At 68.4% G+C, this 20962-nt stretch carries 23 protein-coding genes; 8 read left to right on the top strand and 15 right to left on the bottom strand.

Annotation, left to right across the window (positions count from 1 at the left end; all coding sequences use genetic code 11):
* Nucleotides 1-147: 147 nt before the first annotated feature.
* Nucleotides 148-363 carry a 30S ribosomal protein S21 gene (rpsU, locus tag ACVCL9_RS11985; protein ID WP_007081639.1) on the bottom strand — a complete coding sequence of 72 codons (216 nt, stop codon included), beginning with the start codon at nucleotides 361-363 and terminating at the stop codon, nucleotides 148-150.
* A gap of 68 nt (nucleotides 364-431) precedes the next feature.
* On the opposite strand from rpsU, the gene tsaD reads away from it, so the two are divergent.
* On the top strand, nucleotides 432-1493 hold the full coding sequence (tsaD, locus tag ACVCL9_RS11980; protein ID WP_447097961.1) for a tRNA (adenosine(37)-N6)-threonylcarbamoyltransferase complex transferase subunit TsaD: 1062 nt from the start codon (nucleotides 432-434) through the stop codon (nucleotides 1491-1493).
* Nucleotides 1494-1584: 91 nt separating this feature from the next.
* On the opposite strand, the gene ACVCL9_RS11975 is transcribed toward tsaD, so the two are convergent.
* The 3 genes from ACVCL9_RS11975 to ACVCL9_RS11965 form a co-directional block, all read right to left on the bottom strand.
* Nucleotides 1585-2304, bottom strand: coding sequence for a pseudouridine synthase (locus tag ACVCL9_RS11975; RefSeq protein WP_395120334.1), 720 nt, complete (start codon nucleotides 2302-2304; stop codon nucleotides 1585-1587).
* A gap of 157 nt (nucleotides 2305-2461) precedes the next feature.
* Complete coding sequence (locus tag ACVCL9_RS11970) at nucleotides 2462-3238, bottom strand: ABC transporter permease (RefSeq protein WP_447097962.1); 777 nt, start codon at nucleotides 3236-3238, stop codon at nucleotides 2462-2464.
* Complete coding sequence (locus ACVCL9_RS11965; protein WP_447097963.1) at nucleotides 3235-4197, bottom strand: ABC transporter ATP-binding protein; 963 nt, start codon at nucleotides 4195-4197, stop codon at nucleotides 3235-3237. Before ACVCL9_RS11965 ends, ACVCL9_RS11970 begins: the two co-directional genes overlap by 4 nt.
* Before the next feature lie 91 nt (nucleotides 4198-4288).
* Here ACVCL9_RS11965 and ACVCL9_RS11960 point away from each other — a divergent pair, with 91 nt between their 5' ends.
* Together ACVCL9_RS11960 and ACVCL9_RS11955 are read left to right on the top strand one after the other, a co-directional pair.
* Nucleotides 4289-5035: a ferredoxin--NADP reductase gene (locus tag ACVCL9_RS11960; protein WP_395120331.1), complete on the top strand. Its 747-nt coding sequence runs from the start codon at nucleotides 4289-4291 to the stop codon at nucleotides 5033-5035.
* A gap of 223 nt (nucleotides 5036-5258) precedes the next feature.
* Nucleotides 5259-5621 carry a hypothetical protein gene (locus tag ACVCL9_RS11955; protein ID WP_395120330.1) on the top strand — a complete coding sequence of 121 codons (363 nt, stop codon included), beginning with the start codon at nucleotides 5259-5261 and terminating at the stop codon, nucleotides 5619-5621.
* A gap of 40 nt (nucleotides 5622-5661) precedes the next feature.
* Here ACVCL9_RS11955 and ACVCL9_RS11950 read toward each other — a convergent pair whose 3' ends face one another.
* The 4 genes from ACVCL9_RS11950 to ACVCL9_RS11935 form a co-directional block, all read right to left on the bottom strand.
* Complete coding sequence (locus tag ACVCL9_RS11950; RefSeq protein WP_447097964.1) at nucleotides 5662-6663, bottom strand: fimbrial protein; 1002 nt, start codon at nucleotides 6661-6663, stop codon at nucleotides 5662-5664.
* Complete coding sequence (locus tag ACVCL9_RS11945; protein WP_447097965.1) at nucleotides 6660-9422, bottom strand: fimbria/pilus outer membrane usher protein; 2763 nt, start codon at nucleotides 9420-9422, stop codon at nucleotides 6660-6662. Before ACVCL9_RS11945 ends, ACVCL9_RS11950 begins: the two co-directional genes overlap by 4 nt.
* Nucleotides 9419-10153 (bottom strand): fimbrial biogenesis chaperone, encoded by a 735-nt coding sequence (locus tag ACVCL9_RS11940; RefSeq protein ID WP_447097966.1) that lies wholly within the window; start codon nucleotides 10151-10153, stop codon nucleotides 9419-9421. The genes ACVCL9_RS11945 and ACVCL9_RS11940 overlap by 4 nt, the downstream gene beginning before the upstream one ends.
* 95 nt (nucleotides 10154-10248) lie before the next feature.
* Entirely contained in the window at nucleotides 10249-10773 is a 525-nt protein-coding gene (locus ACVCL9_RS11935) for a fimbrial protein (RefSeq protein ID WP_395120326.1), read from the bottom strand.
* 659 nt (nucleotides 10774-11432) lie between these two features.
* Between ACVCL9_RS11935 and ACVCL9_RS11930 the strand changes: the two genes are divergently transcribed.
* Nucleotides 11433-11645 (top strand): helix-turn-helix transcriptional regulator, encoded by a 213-nt coding sequence (locus ACVCL9_RS11930; protein WP_447097967.1) that lies wholly within the window; start codon nucleotides 11433-11435, stop codon nucleotides 11643-11645.
* 21 nt (nucleotides 11646-11666) lie between these two features.
* On the opposite strand, the gene ACVCL9_RS11925 is transcribed toward ACVCL9_RS11930, so the two are convergent.
* Nucleotides 11667-11996 carry an EF-hand domain-containing protein gene (locus ACVCL9_RS11925; protein WP_447097968.1) on the bottom strand — a complete coding sequence of 110 codons (330 nt, stop codon included), beginning with the start codon at nucleotides 11994-11996 and terminating at the stop codon, nucleotides 11667-11669.
* 2 nt (nucleotides 11997-11998) lie between these two features.
* The gene (folE, locus tag ACVCL9_RS11920) at nucleotides 11999-12601 is read right to left on the bottom strand and encodes a GTP cyclohydrolase I FolE (protein WP_395120323.1); all 603 of its coding nucleotides are present in this window, start codon (nucleotides 12599-12601) and stop codon (nucleotides 11999-12001) included.
* Between the two features lie 151 nt (nucleotides 12602-12752).
* Here folE and ACVCL9_RS11915 point away from each other — a divergent pair, with 151 nt between their 5' ends.
* Both ACVCL9_RS11915 and ACVCL9_RS11910 read left to right on the top strand, forming a co-directional pair.
* Nucleotides 12753-13397 carry a hypothetical protein gene (locus ACVCL9_RS11915; RefSeq protein WP_447097969.1) on the top strand — a complete coding sequence of 215 codons (645 nt, stop codon included), beginning with the start codon at nucleotides 12753-12755 and terminating at the stop codon, nucleotides 13395-13397.
* Complete coding sequence (locus tag ACVCL9_RS11910) at nucleotides 13394-13606, top strand: helix-turn-helix transcriptional regulator (RefSeq protein ID WP_395120321.1); 213 nt, start codon at nucleotides 13394-13396, stop codon at nucleotides 13604-13606. The genes ACVCL9_RS11915 and ACVCL9_RS11910 overlap by 4 nt, the downstream gene beginning before the upstream one ends.
* A gap of 3 nt (nucleotides 13607-13609) precedes the next feature.
* On the opposite strand, the gene rmuC is transcribed toward ACVCL9_RS11910, so the two are convergent.
* Complete coding sequence (rmuC, locus tag ACVCL9_RS11905) at nucleotides 13610-15052, bottom strand: DNA recombination protein RmuC (RefSeq protein WP_447097970.1); 1443 nt, start codon at nucleotides 15050-15052, stop codon at nucleotides 13610-13612.
* Between the two features lie 125 nt (nucleotides 15053-15177).
* Here rmuC and ACVCL9_RS11900 point away from each other — a divergent pair, with 125 nt between their 5' ends.
* A complete protein-coding gene (locus tag ACVCL9_RS11900) occupies nucleotides 15178-16371 on the top strand; it encodes an NAD(P)/FAD-dependent oxidoreductase (protein WP_447097971.1) in 1194 nt (397 codons plus the stop codon).
* Nucleotides 16372-16408: 37 nt separating this feature from the next.
* Here the strand turns inward: ACVCL9_RS11900 and ACVCL9_RS11895 are convergent, their stop codons facing one another.
* The 4 genes from ACVCL9_RS11895 to ACVCL9_RS11880 form a co-directional block, all read right to left on the bottom strand.
* Nucleotides 16409-17581: a class I SAM-dependent rRNA methyltransferase gene (locus ACVCL9_RS11895; RefSeq protein WP_447097972.1), complete on the bottom strand. Its 1173-nt coding sequence runs from the start codon at nucleotides 17579-17581 to the stop codon at nucleotides 16409-16411.
* Nucleotides 17582-17688: 107 nt separating this feature from the next.
* Nucleotides 17689-18123: a hypothetical protein gene (locus ACVCL9_RS11890; protein WP_447097973.1), complete on the bottom strand. Its 435-nt coding sequence runs from the start codon at nucleotides 18121-18123 to the stop codon at nucleotides 17689-17691.
* A 105-nt stretch (nucleotides 18124-18228) separates the two neighbouring features.
* The gene (locus tag ACVCL9_RS11885; protein WP_447099518.1) at nucleotides 18229-19185 is read right to left on the bottom strand and encodes a serine/threonine protein kinase; all 957 of its coding nucleotides are present in this window, start codon (nucleotides 19183-19185) and stop codon (nucleotides 18229-18231) included.
* A 178-nt stretch (nucleotides 19186-19363) separates the two neighbouring features.
* Complete coding sequence (locus tag ACVCL9_RS11880; RefSeq protein ID WP_395120316.1) at nucleotides 19364-19804, bottom strand: hotdog fold thioesterase; 441 nt, start codon at nucleotides 19802-19804, stop codon at nucleotides 19364-19366.
* A 54-nt stretch (nucleotides 19805-19858) separates the two neighbouring features.
* On the opposite strand from ACVCL9_RS11880, the gene ACVCL9_RS11875 reads away from it, so the two are divergent.
* The gene (locus ACVCL9_RS11875) at nucleotides 19859-20920 is read left to right on the top strand and encodes a 2Fe-2S iron-sulfur cluster-binding protein (protein WP_447099519.1); all 1062 of its coding nucleotides are present in this window, start codon (nucleotides 19859-19861) and stop codon (nucleotides 20918-20920) included.
* Nucleotides 20921-20962 lie beyond the last annotated feature (42 nt).

Genomic DNA, 20962 nt, shown 5'->3' with positions numbered 1-20962 from the left:
CCGATTCGTCGGAAACGGCAAAGCCGGCGTTGTCCCTGGGAACAACGCCGGCCATGGCCTATCCGGATGCTTGCGGCGGCAGCGAGAACCCGCGCCTGCCGCATGACTGTTGCCGCTCGACCCGCCGACGCGCGGCGGGGAGGGCGCTCAGTACAGGCGGACCTTGCGCGAAACGTCGCGCGAGAGGCGACGCAGGTGGCGCTTGACGGCGGCAGCGCGCTTGCGCTTGCGCTCCTGGGTCGGCTTCTCGTAGAACTCGCGCTTGCGCGTCTCGGCCAGCACGCCGGCCTTCTCGCAGGTACGCTTGAAACGACGCAGTGCGATCTCGAACGGCTCGTTCTCGCGAACTTTTACGTTGGGCATGGAAACTCCAGGTGGTAATCTGCCCGCCTGTGCGGGACAGTGGAAAGTGGTGAGCCGCGAATTATACCGTGGATAACAAAGATTTTTCAAAGCCGGCCCACCGGCCGGTGCTGGGCATCGAGAGCTCCTGCGACGAGACCGGCGTAGCCATCCTGCGCTGGCAGCCGGATGCCCCGGGGGCGGGCCTGCTGGCCCATACCCTGTACAGCCAGATCAAGTTGCACGCCGATTACGGCGGCGTGGTGCCCGAGCTGGCCAGCCGCGACCACGTGCGCAAGCTGCTGCCGCTGATCCGCGAGGCGCTGGCGCAGGCCGGGCTGGGCGTGCGCGATCTCGGCGGGGTGGCCTACACGGCCGGTCCCGGCCTGGTCGGCGCGCTGCTGGTGGGGGCCTCGGTGGGCCGCGCGCTGGCCTGGGCGCTGGACGTGCCGGCCGTCGCCGTCCACCACATGGAAGGCCACCTGCTGGCCCCGCTGCTGGAGCAGGACCCGCCGCAGCCGCCGTTCGTGGCCTTGCTGGTGTCCGGCGGCCATTCGCTGCTGGTCGAGGTCAAGGCGATCGGCCAGTACACCATCCTGGGCGACACCCTGGACGACGCCGCCGGCGAGGCCTTCGACAAGACCGCCAAGCTGATGGGCCTGCCCTACCCGGGCGGACCGGCGCTGGCGAAACTGGCCGAACAGGGCCGGTCGGGGGTGTTCCGCTTCTCGCGGCCGATGACCGACCGGCCCGGGCTGGATTTCAGCTTCTCCGGCCTGAAGACCCAGGTGCTGCTGGCCTGGCAGAAATCGGACCAGAGCGAGCAGACCCGCGCCGACGTGGCCCGCGCCTTCGAGGAGGCGATCGTGGAGACGCTGCTGATCAAGTGCCGCCGCGCACTGGAGGCCACCGGCACCCGCCGGCTGGTGATCGCCGGCGGGGTGGGCGCCAACCGCAGGCTGCGTGCGGATCTGGCGGCGGCAGGCGAGAAGGACGGCTTCCGCACGTACTTCCCCCGCCTGCAGTTCTGCACCGACAACGGCGCGATGATCGCCCTGGCCGGCGCGATCCGGCTGGCCAGCGGCCAGCAGCAGGACGAAACCGTGCAGGTGCGCCCGCGCTGGGACCTGCAGACGTTGCCGGCTGCCTGAGCTGCCGTAGGGCGGGCACCGCCCGCCGCTCCTGGTCTTGGTACGTCGAAAAGCCGGCGGGCAGTGCCCGCCCTACAAAGCGGTTACGCGCTCACCATTGCGTGCGCCCGGGCAGCAAGCCCTTCAGCTCCGCGTCGGTGAGGTTGCGCCACTGGCCGGGTTTCAGGTGGGCCAGCTTCACGTTGTCGATGCGCACGCGGCGCAATTGGGTCACGCGATAGCCGAACGCCGCCGCCATCAGGCGGATCTGCCGGTTCAGGCCCTGGGTCAGCACGATGGCGAAGCCGAACTTCGCGATCCGGCGCACGCGGCAGCGCTGGGTCAGCTGGCCGTGGATGCGCACGCCCTTGCTCATGCCGGCGATGAACTCGTCGGTGACCGCCTTGTTCACGCCGACCAGGTATTCCTTCTCGTGGTGGTTTTCCGCGCGCAGGATCTCGTTGACGATGTCGCCATTGCTGGTGAGCAGGATCAACCCTTCGGAATCCTTGTCCAGCCGGCCGATCGGGAAGATCCGCTGCGGGTGGTCGACGAAATCCACGATGTTGCCGGCCACGCTCTGGTCGGTGGTGCAGGTGATGCCGACCGGCTTGTTCAGCGCGATGTAGACCGCCTTCTTCGCCGCCGGCGTGGCGGCCAGCACGCGCGCCCGGACGATCTCGCCATCCACGCGCACCTCGTCGCCGTCCAGCGCCTTGGCACCGGTGCCGACCACCTCGCCGTTGATGCTCACGCGGCCGGCGAGCAGCCACTCGTCGGCTTCGCGGCGCGAACACAGGCCGGCTTCGCTGATGTACTTGTTTACGCGCATAAGGCCGGGAATCGGGAATGGGGAATCGGGAATCGGGAATCGGTGAGGTTGGGTGAGGTCGCTCTGATCGGATTTCGTATGGTTTTCGGGCATTGGGCGAGGCGCGTGGCTCACGTTCTGCAGCTTTTACCTATTCTCGATTCCCTATTCCCGATTCTCAGCTCCTCAGCCCCACGCCGCGCCTGAGCAGTTGCAGCGCCGCGATCGACAGCCCGGCGATGAACCCCAGCATCACCGCGAAGGCCCAGCCCACCGACACGTCGCTGATGCCGAGCACGCCGTAGCGGAAGGCGTTGACCATGTACAGGATCGGGTTGGCGTGCGATATCGCGCGCCATGGCTCGCCCAGCATGTCGATCGAGTAGAACACGCCGCCCAGGTAGGTCAGCGGCGTGATCACGAAGGTGGGCACCAGGGCGATGTCGTCGAACTTGCTGGCGAACACTGCGTTGATGAACCCGGCCAGCGCGAAGATCACCGCGCCCAGCAACACCGCGGCCAGCGCGGTCAGCGGGTGCGCCACGTGCAGCGACGTGAAGAACAGCGCGACCACCAGCACCAGCGCGCCGACCACCAGGGCGCGTGCGACCGCGCCGATCACGTAACCGCAGAGGATCGCCCAGTTGGCCATCGGGGCCACCAGCATCTCCTCCACCGAGCGCTGGAACTTCGCGCCGTAGAACGAGCTGGAGATGTTCATGTAGCTGTTGTTGATGACCGACATCATGACCAGGCCGGGCACGATGTACTGCATGTAGCTGAACCCGCCCGCAATCGGGCCGATGCGGCTGCCGATCAGCTTGCCGAAGATGATGAAGTACAGCGTCATCGTGATGACGGGCGGGATCAGCGTCTGGGTCCAGATGCGCAGGATGCGCACGATTTCGCGCCGCGCGACGGTGTACAGCGCGACCAGGTTGGTGGAACTGCTCATGCCGCCTTCTCCCGCTCCGGGGTGCGGCCTTGTTCGACCAGCCGCACGAACAGTTCCTCCAGCCGATTGGTCTTGGTGCGCATCGAATGCACCGTGATGCCGTGGTGGGTGAGTGCGCTGAACAGCGTGTTGAGATCCTGCTTGCGGGCCATCTCGGCCTCCAGGGTGCGCTCGTCGATGCGGCGCAGAGCGATGCCGGCCACGGTCGGCAGCTCGCCCGGCGGTTCGGCCAGGTCGAGCACGAAAGTCTCCACGTCCAGCGTCGCCAGCAGGCGCTTCATGCTGGTGTTCTCGATGATGGTGCCGTGGTCGATGATCGCGATGTTGCGGCACAGCGACTCGGCTTCCTCCAGGTAATGCGTGGTCAGGATCACCGTGGTGCCGGCCGCGTTGATGGCGCTGACGAAGTGCCACATCGAACGGCGGATCTCGATGTCCACGCCGGCGGTGGGCTCGTCCAGGATCAACAGCTTGGGCTCGTTCATCATCGCGCGGGCGATCATCAGGCGCCGCTTCATGCCGCCGGACATCTCGCGCGCCTGATGGAACGCCTTGTCCCACAGGCGCAGCTCCTTGAGGTATTTCTCGGCGCGTTCGGCGGCGAGCCTGCGCGGGATGCCGTAGAAGCCGGCCTCGTTGACGCAGATGTCGAACGGCTTCTCGAACTGGTTGAAGTTGATCTCCTGCGGCACCAGCCCGATCAGCTGCATCGCCGCACTGCGCTCGCGCATGACCGAACGGCCGAACACCAATGCATCGCCGCTGCTGGCGTTGACCAGCGAGGAGAGGATGCCGATCAGGGTCGACTTGCCCGCGCCATTGGGGCCGAGCAGGGCGAAAAAGTCGCCCTGCTGCACGGTGAGGCTGACGCCCTTGAGCGCTTCCACGCCGTTGCGGTAGACCTTGCGCAGATTGTCGACGACCAGCGCGGGGGGCGAATCGTTTTGGGTGAAGGACATGGGCTGCGCCAAGGGGGACAAGCCGCTTATTATACGGGGCTGACCATCACCGTCCGGGCCCGCCCGACGCACACACTGTTTCGGGAAAACCATGGCCGAATCCTTCCAGCTCCGTCTCGTCGACGCCCGCATGCTCGCACCGACGGTGCGCCACCTGGTGTTCGAGCGTGTCGACGGGCAACCGCTGGCGTTCCAGCCGGGCCAGTTCCTGCAGGTGCATTTCCACTACGACGACGGCACGCCGACCAAGCGCAGTTATTCGGTGGGCAGCGTGGGCGACGGCTCCTCGCCCGTGCCGCACATCGAGATCGCGGTGAGCTACGTCGAAGGCGGCGCCGCGACGAAGCTGCTCGGCGAGCTGCCGGTCGGCGGCGTGATCGACGCCAGTGGCCCGTACGGCCGCTTCTGCCTGCAGGAGGCCGACACCCACCCGCGCTACCTGCTGCTGGCCACCGGCACCGGGGTCACCCCGTACCGCGCGATGCTGCCGCAGATCGAGAAACTGCTGGCGGGCGGCAATCGCGAAGTGGTGCTGCTGTACGGCGCCCGCAACGAAACCGAACTGCTCTACGGCGAGGAGTTCGAGGCGTTCGCGCAGCGCCACCCCGGCTTCCTGTTCCACGGCTGCCTCAGCCGCGAGGCCCGCGCCGTGCCGCGCCCCGGCGATCGCGCCGGCCACGTGCAGCACGTGCTGGCCGAACTCGGGCCCAGCGCCGAACGCGACATCGCCTACCTCTGCGGCAACCCCAACATGGTCGATGCCGCCTACGCCGCCCTGCAGGAGTTCGGCCTGCCGGTGAAACAGATCCGCCGCGAGAAGTACATCTCCTCCCGCTGACGTCGCCGACCTTCCCGGTTCACGCCTCTTCCACGCGCGCATCACGCGCGGGGCGGTATGCAGGCGGACATGGAAGCGGCATGGCGTTCTTGCCCGGCTGAAACGTGACGCACATCACAGTTTGCGATGCGCGCCGGCTCCGCCGCTAAAGCCCGTACAAGCGCTGCCGAAAAGCCACTTGAGTCGCCCCGTCACAGGCGGGTTTGCGCAAGAGGTGCAGGGCATGAGGAGTTCGTGGAGCAGCAACGTGGTCGGAGGCGCATGGATGGCGCTGGCTCTGCTGGGCGCCTTCTCGGTGGCCAAGGCCGCCAGTGGGCGCATCTCGTTTTCCGGCGCGGTGGTCGAACCGACCTGTACCGTGCCGGCCCACTACCTTGCCGCCAGCATCGCCGCCCCGGCCGTCGACGCCCGCGCGCCGCTGCGACTCGCCTGCGGCCAGACCGCGACCGATCCAGGGCGGCCGTATTCGCGCGTGGTGCTGGATCTGGATGCGACGCGTGTCGCCGGCGATCGCCTGCTGACCTATTTCACCCGCAACCAGCATGGCGCAACCGCCGCGAAGCTTGTCGTGCACACCTACGAGTGAGGAGGGGTCGGACCCGCCATCCGGCGTTGTCGCGCGTCCTTCAGGGGTAGGTCAACGTATAGGTGGCTGTCGCCGTGACCGACCCCGATGCAAGCGCTCCCGTGGTCCGGTAGTAGCGTGCGACCAGCGGGATTTGCGACGCACCACTGGCCGCGTTGAAGGTGACGGCCGTGCCCAGCGCGACCGGATTGCCGCTGGTTCCCGGCGCGCCGTTCCAGACGATCTGGATACCGACTCCGGTTGCCGTCCCGCTGTTCGACAACACGCCGTTGGGTCGGTTGACCGGGTTGGTCGAGTCCAGCGTGATCGCCAGCTTGGCGTTTGCCGAGCAGGTCAGCGGGATCGCGAAAGGCTTGTCACCCGTGGTCACGCCGGTCCCGCCGGCGAGAGCGCTGGTGGTGACCGTCGGCAGCGGCACGGTCAGGCTTGACGGCACGCTGCAGGCCGGGGCCACGAAAGTCAGCGATCCGGCCAGCACGATGGATGCGTCGACAATGTTGTTGCTGACGGTGCCGGCCTGAAAGTCGGCGAGCGCGCCGGACACCACCGTGCCGTCGGCGATATTGCCGGTCTTCACCAGCTCGACCGTGACGGGGTCCGCTTCAGTCCAGGTGGAGCTGCCGTCCAGGCTCTGGAACGGCCAGGGGCCGATGAGTCCGGGGTAACTGCCCGAAGTCTGGGTGATCCGGAAGCTGATGCCGGTGGTGCCGATCGGGAACAGGTATTGCCCGGCAGCGGGAGTCGCGCCGGCACGGTTCGTCAGGCCCCAGTAGTTCTGGTTGCCGTTGCACTTGAAACTCACCGGTTGGCTGATTCCGGTCAGGCCGGAGGTGTAGAGCGTGGCGCCCACCGGGATGCCGGGATCGTTGACGATGGTCGCCGGGACGCCAACGGAATACGTGCCTGTTGAGTCGCCACGGCTGAAGGAGCAGCCGGCATGCGCGACGGGCGTTGCTGCCAGCAGGGTGCAAGCCAGCAGCAGGAGCCACCGGTTCGGCAATCGGAATGCCCGCGGGATGGAGGTGATGGGACCGTTGCTCATGGGCGGGCCTCTGCAAGCTTTGCTCGAAGGTCGGGTGCGACGCAGGTGGCCTCGATCCGCCGGATTCCCGCAGCCGTGCCGTTCGACTTTGCGAGGTCATAGGGGAGGGTGCACGACTGCGATGCGCCATCATCCGTTTGCCAGTTCACCCGCAGCGAGCCGCTGTCGTTCGGCAATCGCGCCATGATCTGCCCGGCCTGGCCGACCACGCCCACCAGCGTGCCGCGCGCGTCATCCACTTCGGCACCGAACGGCAGCGTGTTGCCGTCGGCCAGGCGGGTCTGGATCAGCACGAAGCGGCCGCTTTCGCTCTTGAACTTGATCAGCACCACCGCGCCGGCGCGCGGCGCGATCTGCGCGCTGGTGTTGTCCAACTGCACGTCCAGCGACAGGCCGGTGGGGTCGATGTCGATGCGGTTGAGCTGGTACGGGGTGAGGTACGGGATCAGCGCATAGCCGTTGTGCCCGATCCTCACGCCCGCGGCGTTGATGACCCGCGCGCCGGCGGCGTCCCGTGCCTCGACGAGGCCCACGGTGTCGCCCAGCGGCTGGCCGAAGGTGACGCCGCCGGGATGCGCGACGATGCCGCCGGCCAGGTTGAACGAGGCCTGCGAATAGCCGCTGCCCGCGCCGACGCCGACGTTGACCTGCACGTGGCTGCCGCGATAGCCGGCGTTGACGCTGCCGCTGGTGCCCACCGAGCCGCTGTCGCGACCGTTGTCGTGGGTGGCGGTGACGCCGTAGTTGAACTGGTCGTTGCTGCCGGCGGTGCCGCTGACGGTGGCCTGCTCCTGCGTGGCGTCGCTGCCGGTGCGGCTCAGCGCGCCGGTGAGGATCGGCGCATGCGCGCCGTTGCCCAGCGGGATCGTGAGGTTGAGCATGAAGCGGTTTTCGCTGCGCCCGAACAGGTTGCGCTCGCGGCTGGCCGAGACGTTGTAGTTCAGCCGGCCCACCGAGTTGTTGTAGCCGACCTGGAACTGGGTGTCGGTGCCACCGCGGTTCCAGTAGTCGCGCGCCGAACCGGTGACGTACAGCGAGCCGCCGGTCGCGCCCAGGCGCTGGCTGAGGTTGATGCTGAAATTGTTGCGCTGGCGATCGACGCCCACGGTGTCCAGCGCGCCGGTGTAGTTGATGCCGGCCAGCGCCGCCTGCTGCTGCGGGGTGAGCAGGCCGGCCACCGGCACGCCGTTGATCAGGATCGGCCGGGCCGGGCCGCTGGCGAACACCGGCAGGCCGCGTTGCGCGTAGTCGCGCGCGCGCGCCGCATCGCGCAAAGTCAGGTAGCCGCTGGTGGAATAGCGATAGGCCGCCACCGACAGCGAGGTGCCGGTGGGCGCCATGATCTTGCTGTAGCTCAGCCGTACGCTCTGGCCGGACATGGTGTCGAGGCCGGGGATGCGCGTGCGCGCGCCGGTGATGTCCATCGCGAACGCGCCGTAGCGGGTGTTCAGCGCGCTGCCCAGCAGCATGGCGCCGTAACCTTCCGAGCCCACCACGCCGGCATAGCCGGTGAGCAGGTTGGTGAAGCCGTGCTGCAGGGTGGCCTGCACCACGTTCGGCTCGTCCTCGATGGTCTGCTCGCGCATCTGCCCCGCCGCGATGCTGAAGCGGTTGACGCCGGGGCGCAGCAGCTGCGGCACCGAGGCGTAGGGCACCGAGAAGCTGTGCACGCGGCCGCTGGCTTCGGTCACGCTGACTTCGAGATCGCCGCCGTAGCCGGTCGCATAGAGGTCGTCGATCACGAACGGGCCGGGCGCGACCGTGGTCTGGTAGATCAGCATGCCGTTCTGGCGCACCACCACCTTGGCGTTGCTGTCGGCCACGCCGCGCACGGTGGGTGCGTAGCCGCGCAGCGACTGCGGTTGCATGCGGTCGTCGGTGGCGATCTGCACGCCGCGCAGGCCGAAGCTGTCGAAGATCTCCCCGCTGGTCCAGGAGTCGCCCACGGTCAGCTGCGCGCGCAGTGCGGTCAGGTCGCGTTGGGCGTAGGTGGCGATATTCTGCCAGTGGTGCGTGGAGCCGGCCGCGCCGGTGCCCGATTGCCAGTCCAGCGTCGAGTCGTGGCGGACCCGCCAGGCGCCCAAGTTGATGCCGGCATCCAGGCCCAGGTAGGTCGAGGTCTGGTGCAGGCCGCCGGCGCTGGTGCGGTAGCTGTTCAAGTTGTAGTTGAGCAGGCCCGCGGTCACGCCTTCGTCCCAGTACTGCGGGTCGACATAACCGCGCGCCACGCGGCCCAGGAACGCCTGCGGCACGCTGGCGTCCAGTCGCAGGTCGCCGAGGTCGAAGCCGAGGCTGGCGCCCGGGATCACGCGCGTGATGTCGACGCAGGCGGCAGGGTCGGCCATTTCCGCAAGCAGCGCGTCGGAGAGATCGGCCGGGTGCAGACCCAGGGTGTCCAGCAGCGCCGGGGTCACGCAGGGCGTGGCGCTGGCGTCGGGCGAGGGCGCGGCCAGGCGCACGTCGCGGCGGCCGACCGGCGCGTCGTTGAGGTAGATGTCGACGCTGTAGTTTCCGGCAGGCACGAAATTGCCGCGTTCGAAGCGCGACAGGTCGGTGGTGTTCTGGCCCGCGCCGGCGAGCATGCTGCGGTCGAAGTTGGCATCCGCCGCGTCGGCCGCGGCGCCGGCGTCGGCGTTGGCCGCGGCAGCGTGGGCGGCACCGGCGGCGGTGGCCAGCGCCAGCAGGATCGACAACGCCAGCCGACGGCTGGCGACTGCGCGCGCGCAGGGCGTCGATGCGCGGGCGCGTGCGCGCTTCACGGCGTGATCGTGCCCTGGTTGGCGTCGGCGGCGCCGAAGTCGTTGATCGTGGTGAACGCGACGGCGGTGCCGGCGGCAGGGGCCGGTGCGCCTTCGGCAAGCGGCAGGCGCAAGGTCGACAGCGGCGCGACCATGCCCGCGTCGGTCGCCAACGCCGCCTTGCCGGCACTCAGCGACACCTTGCTGAACGTGACGTGGTAAGGCGTCGGGTTGTGCGCCACCAGCGCATGGCCGTCGCTGGCCACCGACCAGGTGATCTGCGAGGCGGCGGTCAGCGGGTTGCCGGCCAGGCCGGCCGGGCGGAAGAACAGCTTCAGCCGCGACCGCACGGCGAACTGCAAGGTGTTCTGCGTCTCGCCATTGACGGTGCCGGGCTTGGGCGGGATCTCGAGCACGTTCAGCCAGAACAGCGACTCGCGATCCGTCGGCAGCGGCTGGCTGGTGTAGACGATGCGCAGGCTCTGGCCCTTGCCGGCGTTCATGCGGAACAGCGGCGGCGTGATCAGGAACGGCACGCGCGCGGTATCGGGGGTGGAATCGGGATTGCCGGCGTCGATCCAGGCTTCGACCAGGGCTGGTTGCTGGCCGTTGTTGTTCAGGCGCACGGTGACTTCGCCACTGGCGGCCGGGAACACCACGCGGGTGCCGCCGATCACGACGCTGGCGTCGGCCGCGCCACTGACAGCCGTCAGGGCGATCAGCATGGCGCCAAGGGCGAGCAGGTTCTTCATCGGAGGGTTCCCGGGACGGTGGAGCGGTAGTGGCGGCTGGCAAAAAAACGGCGCGCTGCAGCCGCCATGGCGACTGCGGCGCGCCGATGTCGCGCTTACTGGTAGCTCAGGGTGAAGTTGACGGTCGAGGCGACCAGGCCGGCGGTGGCCGCGGCGCTGGCGGCGACGTAGCGGGCGTTCATGGCCACGCTGCCGCTGCCGCTGGTGACGTTGATCACCGGAGCATTGGCGCCGCTGGACGCGTTGATCAGGGAGGCGCCATTGAGCAACTGGATCTGCACGTTGGAGCCGCCGACGACGGTGTTCTTCAGGTTGCCGGTGCCGGCGTCGATGTTGCTGCCGCTGAAGCTCATCGCGGCGGTGGTGGTGTTGGTGTCGCAGCCGGTCAGCGCAACGGTAAACGGCGTGGTGCCGGCGGTGGCGCCCACGGTGCCCAGGCTGGCGGTCATCACGGTGGGCAGCGCCACGGTGGCGCCGCCATTGACGGCGACGGTGCAGGTGTCGGACAGAACCTTGCCGGAGATGGTGATGGTGCCGGTGTTGGCTGCCTGGGCGGTCGGCGCGAAGGCGGTGGCGGCGATCACGGCGACCAGTGCGGTGGAAAGCAGAGTCTTGTTCATGGTGTTCCTCGTTGGATGGATGGTTTCGGGATCTCGGCATCGCCGCACGAGGAAAGGCCCGTTGGCGGCAAGGCATCTGGTAAACCGGCGGGTTCTGGCTAAATTCATTCCCCCCGGATGAAATGCAGACCACGATCTACCGTGGCTTGCGGTGGCTAAAGCAACCGGCATGCCAATCATCCTGATCGTCCGGATTCCCCCTCGCCGCCACGACCTGCCATGTGGCTTTTCTGCCGTGGGGCAAAAAATTGGCAGCGTTTGTCGGCGTTCCCCTACAGATTGCGTCACATAAAGTGCGAACTGCGTCACAAATTGTACTGATATATGAAGCTTGAGCAACCGCACCTCGTCTGATTGCTTAGCTTTGGTCAAGTAAACTTGACGCTACTGGGCCGGCCCGATAGCTTCGCGGCGGGAAGATTGCCCGCGCGTCCGGAGCCCGCCGTGAACCCCTTTCGCCAGCGGCGAATCCCTCTCTCGCCGTTGCGCCCGCGGCTGCGAACAGCCGGAAAACCGGTCACGCCGGCATCCGCCTTGCCTTTTCTCGCGGTTGATCCGACGGCCCGCTTCGTCGTGAGCAGGCGCCTCGCCTCTTTGCGAAAAATGCCGGGCAACAAGCCCGCCCCGCAGCAGGGCCGATCGACATCGGAGTCCCGCCGATGAACAACTGCCTGCGCGAGTTGCGCGGCGAACAGGCATGGTCGCAGGCCGAGCTGGCCGAGCGCCTGGACGTGTCGCGGCAGACAGTGAACGCGATCGAGACCGGCAAGTACGACCCCAGCCTGCCGCTGGCATTCAAGATCGCGCGCCTGTTCGGACGGCCGATCGAGTCGATCTTCTTCCCTGGCGTGGATCCCGGCGGGCCGGGGTGAGCGCGGAGCAGGCCGGCCGGATCAGCGCGGCGGCGCGGTCAACTCGCGCGCATCCAGGCTGCCGTCATGGTTGCGGTCCAGCCGATGGAACTGGCGGCGCAGGTTGTCCTGGAATGCCGGGAGCGAAATCGGCTCGCCGCGGCGGCCCGGCAACTCGTCGGTTTCCAGCACGCCGTCGCCGTTGGCATCCATCTGCGCGAAGCCGCGGCTCATGTACTGGACGTATTCGGCGACGCTGACCTTGCCGTCGCCGTCGCGATCGAAGAACCCCAGGTAGGCGACGCGTGAATCCTGCGCGTGCGCAAGGGCTGCCAGCCACAGCAGCGGCACGGCGCACCAGCGGGGGTGCATGTTCAGCGGGCGCTGCCGTGGATGCCGATGAACTGCAGGAACTCGTTGCGCGTGCGCACATCGTCGCGGAAGCTGCCCAGCATCTGGCTGGTCACCATCGACACGCCGCGCTTGTGCACGCCGCGGGTGGTCATGCACTGGTGGCTGGCGTCGATCACCACCGCCACGCCGCTGGGCTGCAGGGTTTCCTGGATGCAATGGGCGATCTGCGCGGTGAGTTTCTCCTGCACCTGCAGGCGGCGTGCGAAGCCGTCGACCACGCGGGCCAGCTTGCTGATGCCGACCACGCGGTTGGTCGGCATGTAGCCGACGTGGGCGCGGCCGATGATCGGCGCCAAGTGGTGCTCGCAATGGCTCTCGAACTGGATGTCGCGCAGCACCACCATCTGGTCGTAGCCGGCCACTTCCTCGAAGGTGCGCCGCAGGAACTCCGCCGGGTCCGATTCGTAGCCCGAGAACCAGTCCCGGTAGGCCTTGGTCACCCGCTTGGGCGTGTCCAGCAGGCCCTCCCGCGTGGGGTCGTCGCCGGCCCAGCGCAGCAGGATACGCACCGCGTCCTCGGCCTGCTGCTGACTGACTTCCTGGGAATGATGCTCTTCGTTCATGCGGGGGCCTCGGGATGGCTGATTTGCCAGTTTAACGTTCCCAACCTGATGACGTCTGTGTCGCCGGGGTTCCCGCGCGGGGAGGCCATTGTCCGTCTGACAAGACATGATGTAATGTATAACATACATAACGTCCGATGGAGATGACACCATGTCGCGCAACCTGCGCTACTTCGTCCTGGTTCCGCTGTCCGTGGCGGCGTTCTACGTGCTGTTCGTGCTGCCCGACGTGGATCTGGGCTGGCCCGGCGGGCTGGCCGTGCTTGGTGGCGCCTGGCTGGTCTGGTACCTGCTCTGGGCCACGCTCCAGGAATCCGCCGCGATGGCGGCCCGGGACGAGTCGGCGGCACCGGTGTCGCCGGGCGAGCAGCGGGCCTGGATCGGCCTGGTCTTCACCGCGGCCATCGGCGCCTACTACCTCCTGCGCGGTTCGCAGATGGTGGCTGCGGATGGGTCGATGGCGCCGGAGGCCTCGGCGATCGGCCGGCACATCGGCATGCTGGTGGTCGGCTGGCTGGTGGTGATGCAGTTGCTGCGGCATCGCTGGCGCGACACGGTGGAACAGGACGAGCGCGATCGCCAGATCGAGGCGCGCGCCTGCGGTTGGGCGCGGGTCGGCTTGTCGGTGTTCGTGATCGGCCTGGCCGTGATGTTCGCGTTCTCGCCGCTGGAACGCCTCGCCTGGGCCCGGCCGATGGCGGTCGCCAACGTGCTGATCGTCGGCCTGATGGCGTCGTGCCTGCTGGAATACCTGGCTACCGGCATGGCCTACTGGCACGACCGGCGCAGCGCATGAGCGGCACGCCGATCGACAACAGCATCCGCAAGCTGCGCTTCGAGCATGGCGAAATGACCCAGCAGGCGCTGGCCGATGCCTGCGGGATCACGCGGCAGACGGTGATCGCGCTGGAAGGCGGCAAATACGCGCCGTCGCTGGAGCTGGCCTTCCGTATTGCCCATGCGTTCGGCGTGGGGGTGGAGGACGTGTTCCGCTGGCGACGCTGAGGTTCAGTCGGCCGTCGGTTCGTCGCCGTCCTCCGTGGCGGGGGCGGTATCGAGAAGTTGCTGGCTGACTTCGCCGGGCAGTGTTTCGACGCCGCGCAGCCTGCGTTCGATCGCGCGCGTGCGCACGCCGGTCGCATCGATCTGGTTGCTGGCCTGGTCCAGATTCTTCTTGACCTTGTCCAGCACGGCACCGAACTTGCCGAACTCGGTCTTGACCGCACCCAGCAGCTGCCACACCTCGCTGCTGCGCTTCTCGATCGCCAGCGTGCGGAAACCGGCCTTGAGGCTGGTCAGGATCGCCGCCAGCGTGGTCGGTCCGGCCACGGTGATGTGGTGTTCGCGCTGCAGCGACTCGAACAGGCCCGGCCGCCGCAGCACTTCGGCGAACAGGCCTTCGGTCGGCAGGAACAGGATGGCGAAATCCACCGTATGCGGCGGCACCACGTATTTGCTGCGGATGCGCTTGGCCTCCTCGCGCACGCGCCGTTCCAGCGCGTTGGCGGCATCGGCGGCGGCCGCGGCATTGGCGTTCTCGTGAGCTTCCTGCAGGCGCTGGTAGTCCTCGAGCGGAAACTTCGCGTCGATCGGCAACCACAGCGCGGCGCCATCGACGCCGTTGGGCATGTGGATGGCGTACTCCACCCGCGCGTCTGAGTTGGGTGCGACGGCCACGTTGACCGCGTACTGGTCGGGCGTCAGCAGCTGTTCGAGCAGCGCGCCGAGCTGGGTCTCGCCCAGCACGCCGCGGGTCTTCACGTTGCCCAGCACGCGCTTGAGGTCGCCCACGCCGACGGCCAGGCCCTGCATCTCGCCAAGGCCGCGCTGCACGGCCTCCAGTCGTTCGGAGACCAGCTTGAACGATTCGCCGAGGCGATTTTCCAGCGTGGCGTGCAGCTTCTCGTCCACGGTGGCGCGCATCTGCTCCAGCTTGGCCGCGTTGTCCTGCTGGATCGCGCCGAGCTTGGCCTCCAGCGTGGCGCGCACCTCGCCCATGCGCTTCTCGTGTTCGGCGCTGAGTGCGGCGAGGCGCTGCTGCTGCTGTTCGCCGAAGCGGTTGAGCGCGAGCGTGGTCTCCGCGCGGCTCTTGCGCGCGTCCTCCGCGAGTTGCTGCGCCAGGGTCTGCAGACCCTGGCTGGTGCCGTCGGTGAGCGCAGCCAGGCGCTGGCCGAAGCCCTCGATGCGCTCGGCCTGCTGCTGCGACATGCCGCCGAGCTGCTCCCCCACATGGCCGCGGAAACGGTCGAAACCCTGTTGCAACTCCTCCCGACCGGCGCGTTGCTCCTCGCGCAGGGTGCGCTCGACCCGGGCACTGTCGTCCTTCAGCGCATCCAGTTTGGCGCTCACGCCCGCGCCGTCGCGGCCGCGCAGCACCGTGACGAGCTGCAACAGCAGCACCAGCACAAGCAGGATGACGAGGACGATCTGCAGGATCTCGTTGAGTGGCATGGAACGTTTCCCGGGTTCGATGCATCCAGTGTACGTCGAGCCGTCTCATGGCCTGCGCCGGCGTTTCACGCTGGAATGGCGGGCGTGGTGCATGATGGGCGGAGTGCTTGTTCAAGGAGAAGGTCATGGAACATGTCCACGATTACCTGATCATCGGCGCAGGCATGGCCGCCGATGCGGCCGCCAAGGCGATCCGCGAGGTCGATCCGGCGGCCGACGTCGGCCTGGTCGGCGACGAGACCTCTGCGCCGTACCAGCGCCCGCCGCTCAGCAAGGGGCTGTGGAAGGGCGACAAGTCGCCCGCCGACGTCGACCTGGCCACCGCGGCCAGCGGCGCCACCCTGCATCTCGGCCGGCGGATCGAATCGCTCGACCGCGCCACCCGCGTCGCGCGCGACGACCGCGGCGACACCTACCGCTATCGCCGCCTGCTGCTGGCCACCGGTGCCACGCCGCGGCAGCTGCCGTTCGAGGGCGGCAAGCGGCTGATCCATTACCGCACGCTGGCGGATTACCAGGCGCTGCACGGTTTCGCGCAGCCCGGCGCGTACATCGCGGTGATCGGCGGCGGCTTCATCGGCTGCGAACTGGCTGCCTCGCTGGCCGCGCTGGGTTGCAAGGTCAGCCTGCTGTTTCCCGGCGAGCTGCTGGGGGCAGGACGTTATCCCGAGGGACTGGCGCGTTTCATCACCGACTACTTTGCGCGCCATGGCGTGGACGTGCGACCCGGCGCGCAGGTCACCGGCAGCAATCCCACGGATGGCGGCGTGGAGCTGAGCCTGTCCGACGGCACGTTGCTGCGCGTGGAGGCCGCCGTGGCCGGCATCGGCGTGACGCCGAACGTCGCGCTGGCCGAACAGGCGGGGCTGGCGGTGGACAACGGCATCCTGGTCGATGCGCAGCTGCGCACCAGCGATCCGGACATCTGGGCCGCCGGCGACGTGGCCAATTTCCACAGCGTGAGCCTGGATCGCCGGATGCGCGTGGAGCACGAGGACGCCGCCGTCGGCATGGGCCGGCTCGCCGGCCGCGCGATGGCCGGGATCGCGGATGAGTACGTCACCCAGCCGTTCTTCTACTCCGACCTGTTCGACCTGGGTTACGAGGCGGTGGGCCTGCTCGATACGCGGCTGGAAGTGGTCGAGGACTGGCGCGAACCGAACCGCGAAGGCGTGGTGTATTACCTCGACGGTGGGCGCGTGCGCGGCGTGCTGCTGTGGAACACGTGGGACCAGGTGGACGCGGCGCGCGCGCTGATCGCCGAGCCCGGCCCGTTCGACGCCGCCTCGTTGCGCGGCCGGCTGCCGCGCAAATCCTGACCCGCGCCGCGTTGTTGCAGAAAAAAGCCGGAATCCCTCAATCCACCCGGCAGAACACCGCCTTCAGGTAGCGCCCTTCCGGCACGTCGGTGCGGAACGGGTGGTCGGCGCCGGCGCCGCGCACTTCCAGCACCTGGATCGTGCGGCCGGCGTTGAGCGCCACCCGGCGCAGCATCTCCAGGAACTCGCCTTCGCCGACCAGGCCGGTGCACGAGCAGGTCAGCAGCAGGCCGCCGGACGGGATGATGTCCAGCGCCATGCGGTTCATCGCGAAGTACTTCTTCAGCGCGTCCATCACCTTGCTGCGGTCGCGGGTGAGCTTGGCCGGGTCGAGGATCACCGCGTCGTACTTCTCGCCGCGCGCGACGGCGGCGCGCACCCAGTCGAAGATGTCGGATTGCTCGAACGTCACCGCGACCTGGTTCGCTTCCGCATTCGCGCGGGCGACTTCCAGGATGCCCGCGTCCAGGTCCACGCCGACCGCCTCGCGCGCACCGCAGGCCATCGCGTGCACGGCGAAGCCGCCGGCGTTGCAGCACAGGTCGAGCACGCGGCGGCCTTTCGCCAGCTCGGCGAAGCGCTTGCGGTTGTCGCGCTGGTCGGCGAAGAAGCCGGTCTTGTGGCCGAGCCCCGGCGCGGCGTGGAAGCGCAGGCCGTGTTCGTGCACCTCGAACGGCGCCGGCACCTCGGGGCTGCGACAGTCGAACGACTCCTGCTTCTGCACGTGCGACTCGGCGAACCAGTACAGCTGCGCGCCGGGGAAGTGGGTGAGCAGGGCGGCGTGGATCGCTTCGCGAAAACGCCACATGCCGGCAGCGAAGTATTCGATGACGATGACGTTGGCGTAGCGATCGACGATCAGGCCGGAAAGGTCGTCGCCTTCGCTGTGCACCACGCGCCAGGCATCGCTGACCTCGTCGAGCTGCAGCCACTGGCGGCGCAGCTGCACCGCGCGGGCGATGCGCGCGGCGATCCAGTCGGCGTCGATCACGGCATCCGGATGCGTGTCCAGCAGGCGAAGGGCAATGCGCGCATGGCCGTTCCAGAATGCACGGCCGACGAAACGCCCCTTCGCATCCTGCACCTCGACCACGCTGCCCGGCGGCAGCTTTGACTCGGGCTTGTGCAGCTGCGCCGACCATACCCACGGGTGGCCGGGAGCACGATCGGATTTCAGGCGGATGACGGGAAGCGCTGCGGGCGTATTCATCCGCGCATGATAGCCGCTGGCCGGGTCCCTCTTCGGAGCGTAGGGCGGGCACTGCCCGCCGCTTTGGGGGAAAGACCGGCGGGCGGTGCCCGCCCTACTCCCGTGCGTCAGCGCAGGCGCAGCACCAGCCAGGAGAGCAGGGCGAGCAGATTGACGCCCACGCGCGACACCGACGGGCCGGCGACCGCGAGCACGAAACCCTGGCTGCCGAGGTGCCAGTCCAGTCCCAGCCGCGGCGCGGCCTGCAGGGTGGCAAACACGTTGATGAAGGCGCCGCAGTGCAGGCCGTAGCTGAACACCGGCAGGGCGATCAGTGGCAATTGCAGCAACTGCGCCCAGCGCGACAGCCGCACGCCATGCTCGGTGCCGGCCACCAGCTGGACGCCGGCGGCGAGCACGAAACCGTACAGCACCAGGCCGATCAGGGCGATCACGCCGTCATGCGCGCCGAACGGCAACAGCCGCCGCAGCATCGCCGCCACGCCGTACAGGCCGCCGGCGATTTCGAGGACGCCGATCAGGCGGAACAAGGTGGTGCGCATGCAAGAAACTCCTGAAAGCAAGTCGGTGGATTGTAGGAGCCCGCTCGCGGGCGATGTTCCTGCTGCATCCCGAATCCGGGAACCGCATCGCCCGCGAGCGGGCGCCTACGAGGGGGCGCCGAGCTCGTCGGCCAGTTCATGCAGGTCGGCGACGTGCTGGTCCCACCAGCGCGATTCGGCGACGAAGGGGAACGCGGCAGGAAACGCCGGATCGTGCCAGCGTGCGGCGATCCAGCCGGCGTAGTGCAGCTGGCGCATCGCGCGCAGTGCCGGGATCAGCGCCAGTTCGCCGTCGTCGAAATCGCGGAACTGGCGGTAGCCTTCGAGCACGGCATCCATCGCGCGCTCGTCGTTGGCCAGCATCCACAAGTCCTGCACCGCCGGGCCGGTGCGGGCGTCGTCGAGGTCGACGAAATGCGGTCCGGCGTCGGTCCACAGCACGTTGCCGGGGTGGCAGTCGCCGTGCAGGCGCAGCTGGCGCACCGGGCCGACCGCCTCCAGGCGCGCGGCGATGGCGGCATCCAGGCGAGTCGCTGCCGCGCGGTAGTTCCCCTGCAGCGAGGTCGGCAGCAGCGACGAGTCGAGCACCGCGCACAGCGGCTGCTGCACCATGGTGTCGCGATCGAGCCGGCCGCGGTGGACGAACGGCGCACGCGCGCCCACCACGTGCATGCGCGCGATCAACCGGCCCAGCCACTGCAGCTGGTCGACGGCTTCCAGTTCGGGGGCGCGGCCGCCGCGGCGCGGCGTCAGCGCGTAACGGAAGCCGCCGTGCAGCAGCAGGGTGCGGCCGTCGAATGCCAACGGCGCGACCACCGGCAATTCGGCCTCGGCCAGCTCCTGCGCGAACGTGTGCTCCTCGATGATCGCCGCATCGCTCCAGCGGCCGGGCCGGTAGAACTTCGCGATCACCGGCGGCGAGTCTTCCAGGCCCACCTGCCAGACCCGGTTCTCGTAACTGTTCAGCGCTAGCAGGCGTCCGTCCGGCCACAACCCGCAGGCGCTCACGGCATCGAGCACCAGGTCGGGGGTGAGGCTGGCGTAGGGCGCGTCGGCGGTCATGTCGGCGGGAGTGCCGATCTCACCGGTGCGCACCGGTCGTCATTCCCGCGAAAGCGGGAATCCATGGGTTCACGAGGTAAAAGACAGCGGATGACCAGACATTCGTCTGTTGAAAAAGCGTCTCCCGCTCTCGCGGGAATGACGATGCTCCAATGAGAGTCATCGGGAGCAGGTCGCATTATCTGGTGCCCATGCCGCGCGCGGCGATCACCGCCATGGTGATGCGCGAGATGCACACCAGCGCGCCGTCCTCGTTCTCGATGCGGATCTCCCACACCTGGGTGGTGCGGCCGATGTGCAGCACCCTGGCGGTGCCGGTGACGGTGCCCGAGCGCACGCCGCGGATGTGGTTGGCGTTGATGTCCAGGCCCACCGCCAGCTCCTGGTCCGGGTCCAGCGTAAGCATCGCCGCGGTGCTGCCCAGGGTCTCGGCCAGCGCCACCGAGGCGCCGCCGTGCAGCAGGCCGTAGGGCTGGTGGGTGCGCGCGTCGACCGGCATGGTGCCTTGCAGCCAGTCGTCGCCGACCGCGGTGATGCGGATGCCCAGCGTCTCCATCATCGTGTTGGCGCTCCAGCCGTTGAGGCGGGCCAGGTCGGTGGGTTGTTTCCAGAGGCTCATCGTCGATTCCCGTGCGGCGAGCCCGCATTGTTGTCTGTCGCGTTCACGGCGACAATGCTGCCGGTGCCCATCGTTACCCTGAAATCCTCCGGCCGGCAGTTCCCCGTGGCCATCGGCGAGACCGTGCTGGAAGCGGCGCAGCGCGCGGGCGTGGCGTTGCCGTATTCCTGCCGCGCCGGCGTCTGCGGCAGTTGCAAGGCCACCGTGCTGCAGGGGCGCTGCGAATACCCGCGCAACCCGCCGCTGGCGCTGAGCGCCGATGCGGTGGCCCATCACGCGGTGCTCTTGTGCCAGGCCGTGCCGGTCACCGACCTGCTGCTGGAAGCGCGCGAAGTGCCCTCGGTGGAGGACATCGTGCGGCGCCAGCTGGGGGTGGAAGTGGTCGACAAGTGGCGCCTGGCCCCCGACGTGATCGGCGTGCGCCTGCGCCCCGAACGCGGCGAACGGCGCCTGCGCCGGCTGCCCGGCCAGTATTTGGACGTGGTGCTTGAAGACGGCCGGCATCGGCCGTTCTCGATCGCCAACCGGCCGCAGCCGGACGGCAGCCTCGAACTGCACGTTCGTCACGTCGCCGGCGGCGGCTTCACTTCATGGGTCAACGATGCCCTGCAGGTCGGCGACCGCCTGCGCGTGGAGGGGCCGCTGGGCACCTTCGTGCCGCGCGAGGATTCCGAACGGCCGATGATCTTCATGGCCGGCGGTACCGGCTTCGCGCCGGTCAAGGCAATCATCGAGCACTTCATCGCGCTGGGCACGCGCCGCCCGATCCGGCTCTACTGGGGCGCACGCAGCGCCGACGAGTTGTACCTGCGCGAGCTGGCCGCGCAGTGGGCGCGTGACGTGCCCGGCCTCGACTTCCATCCGGTGGTGTCCGACGCCGCGCGCGCTGACGGCCTGCGCACGGGCCTCGTGCATGAGGCAGTGCTGGCCGACTGGCCCGACCTGTCGGGTCACGACCTCTACATGAGCGGCCCGCCGGCGATGATCGACGCTGCGCACCCGAGCTTCCTCGCCGCCGGCCTGCCGGAGGATCGGCTCTACTACGACTCGTTCGAATACGCGCCCGACGTGCTGGCGCAGATCATCGCCAGCCGCGCCGGCATCCATGATGGCTAGAAGCGGGTGAAGAGGAGTGAGAAAAGAGAGGACAACCCCGCT

Source organism: Rhodanobacter sp. UC4438_H5, assembly GCF_052978405.1.
This window is presented reverse-complemented; position numbering and strand designations above follow the sequence as displayed.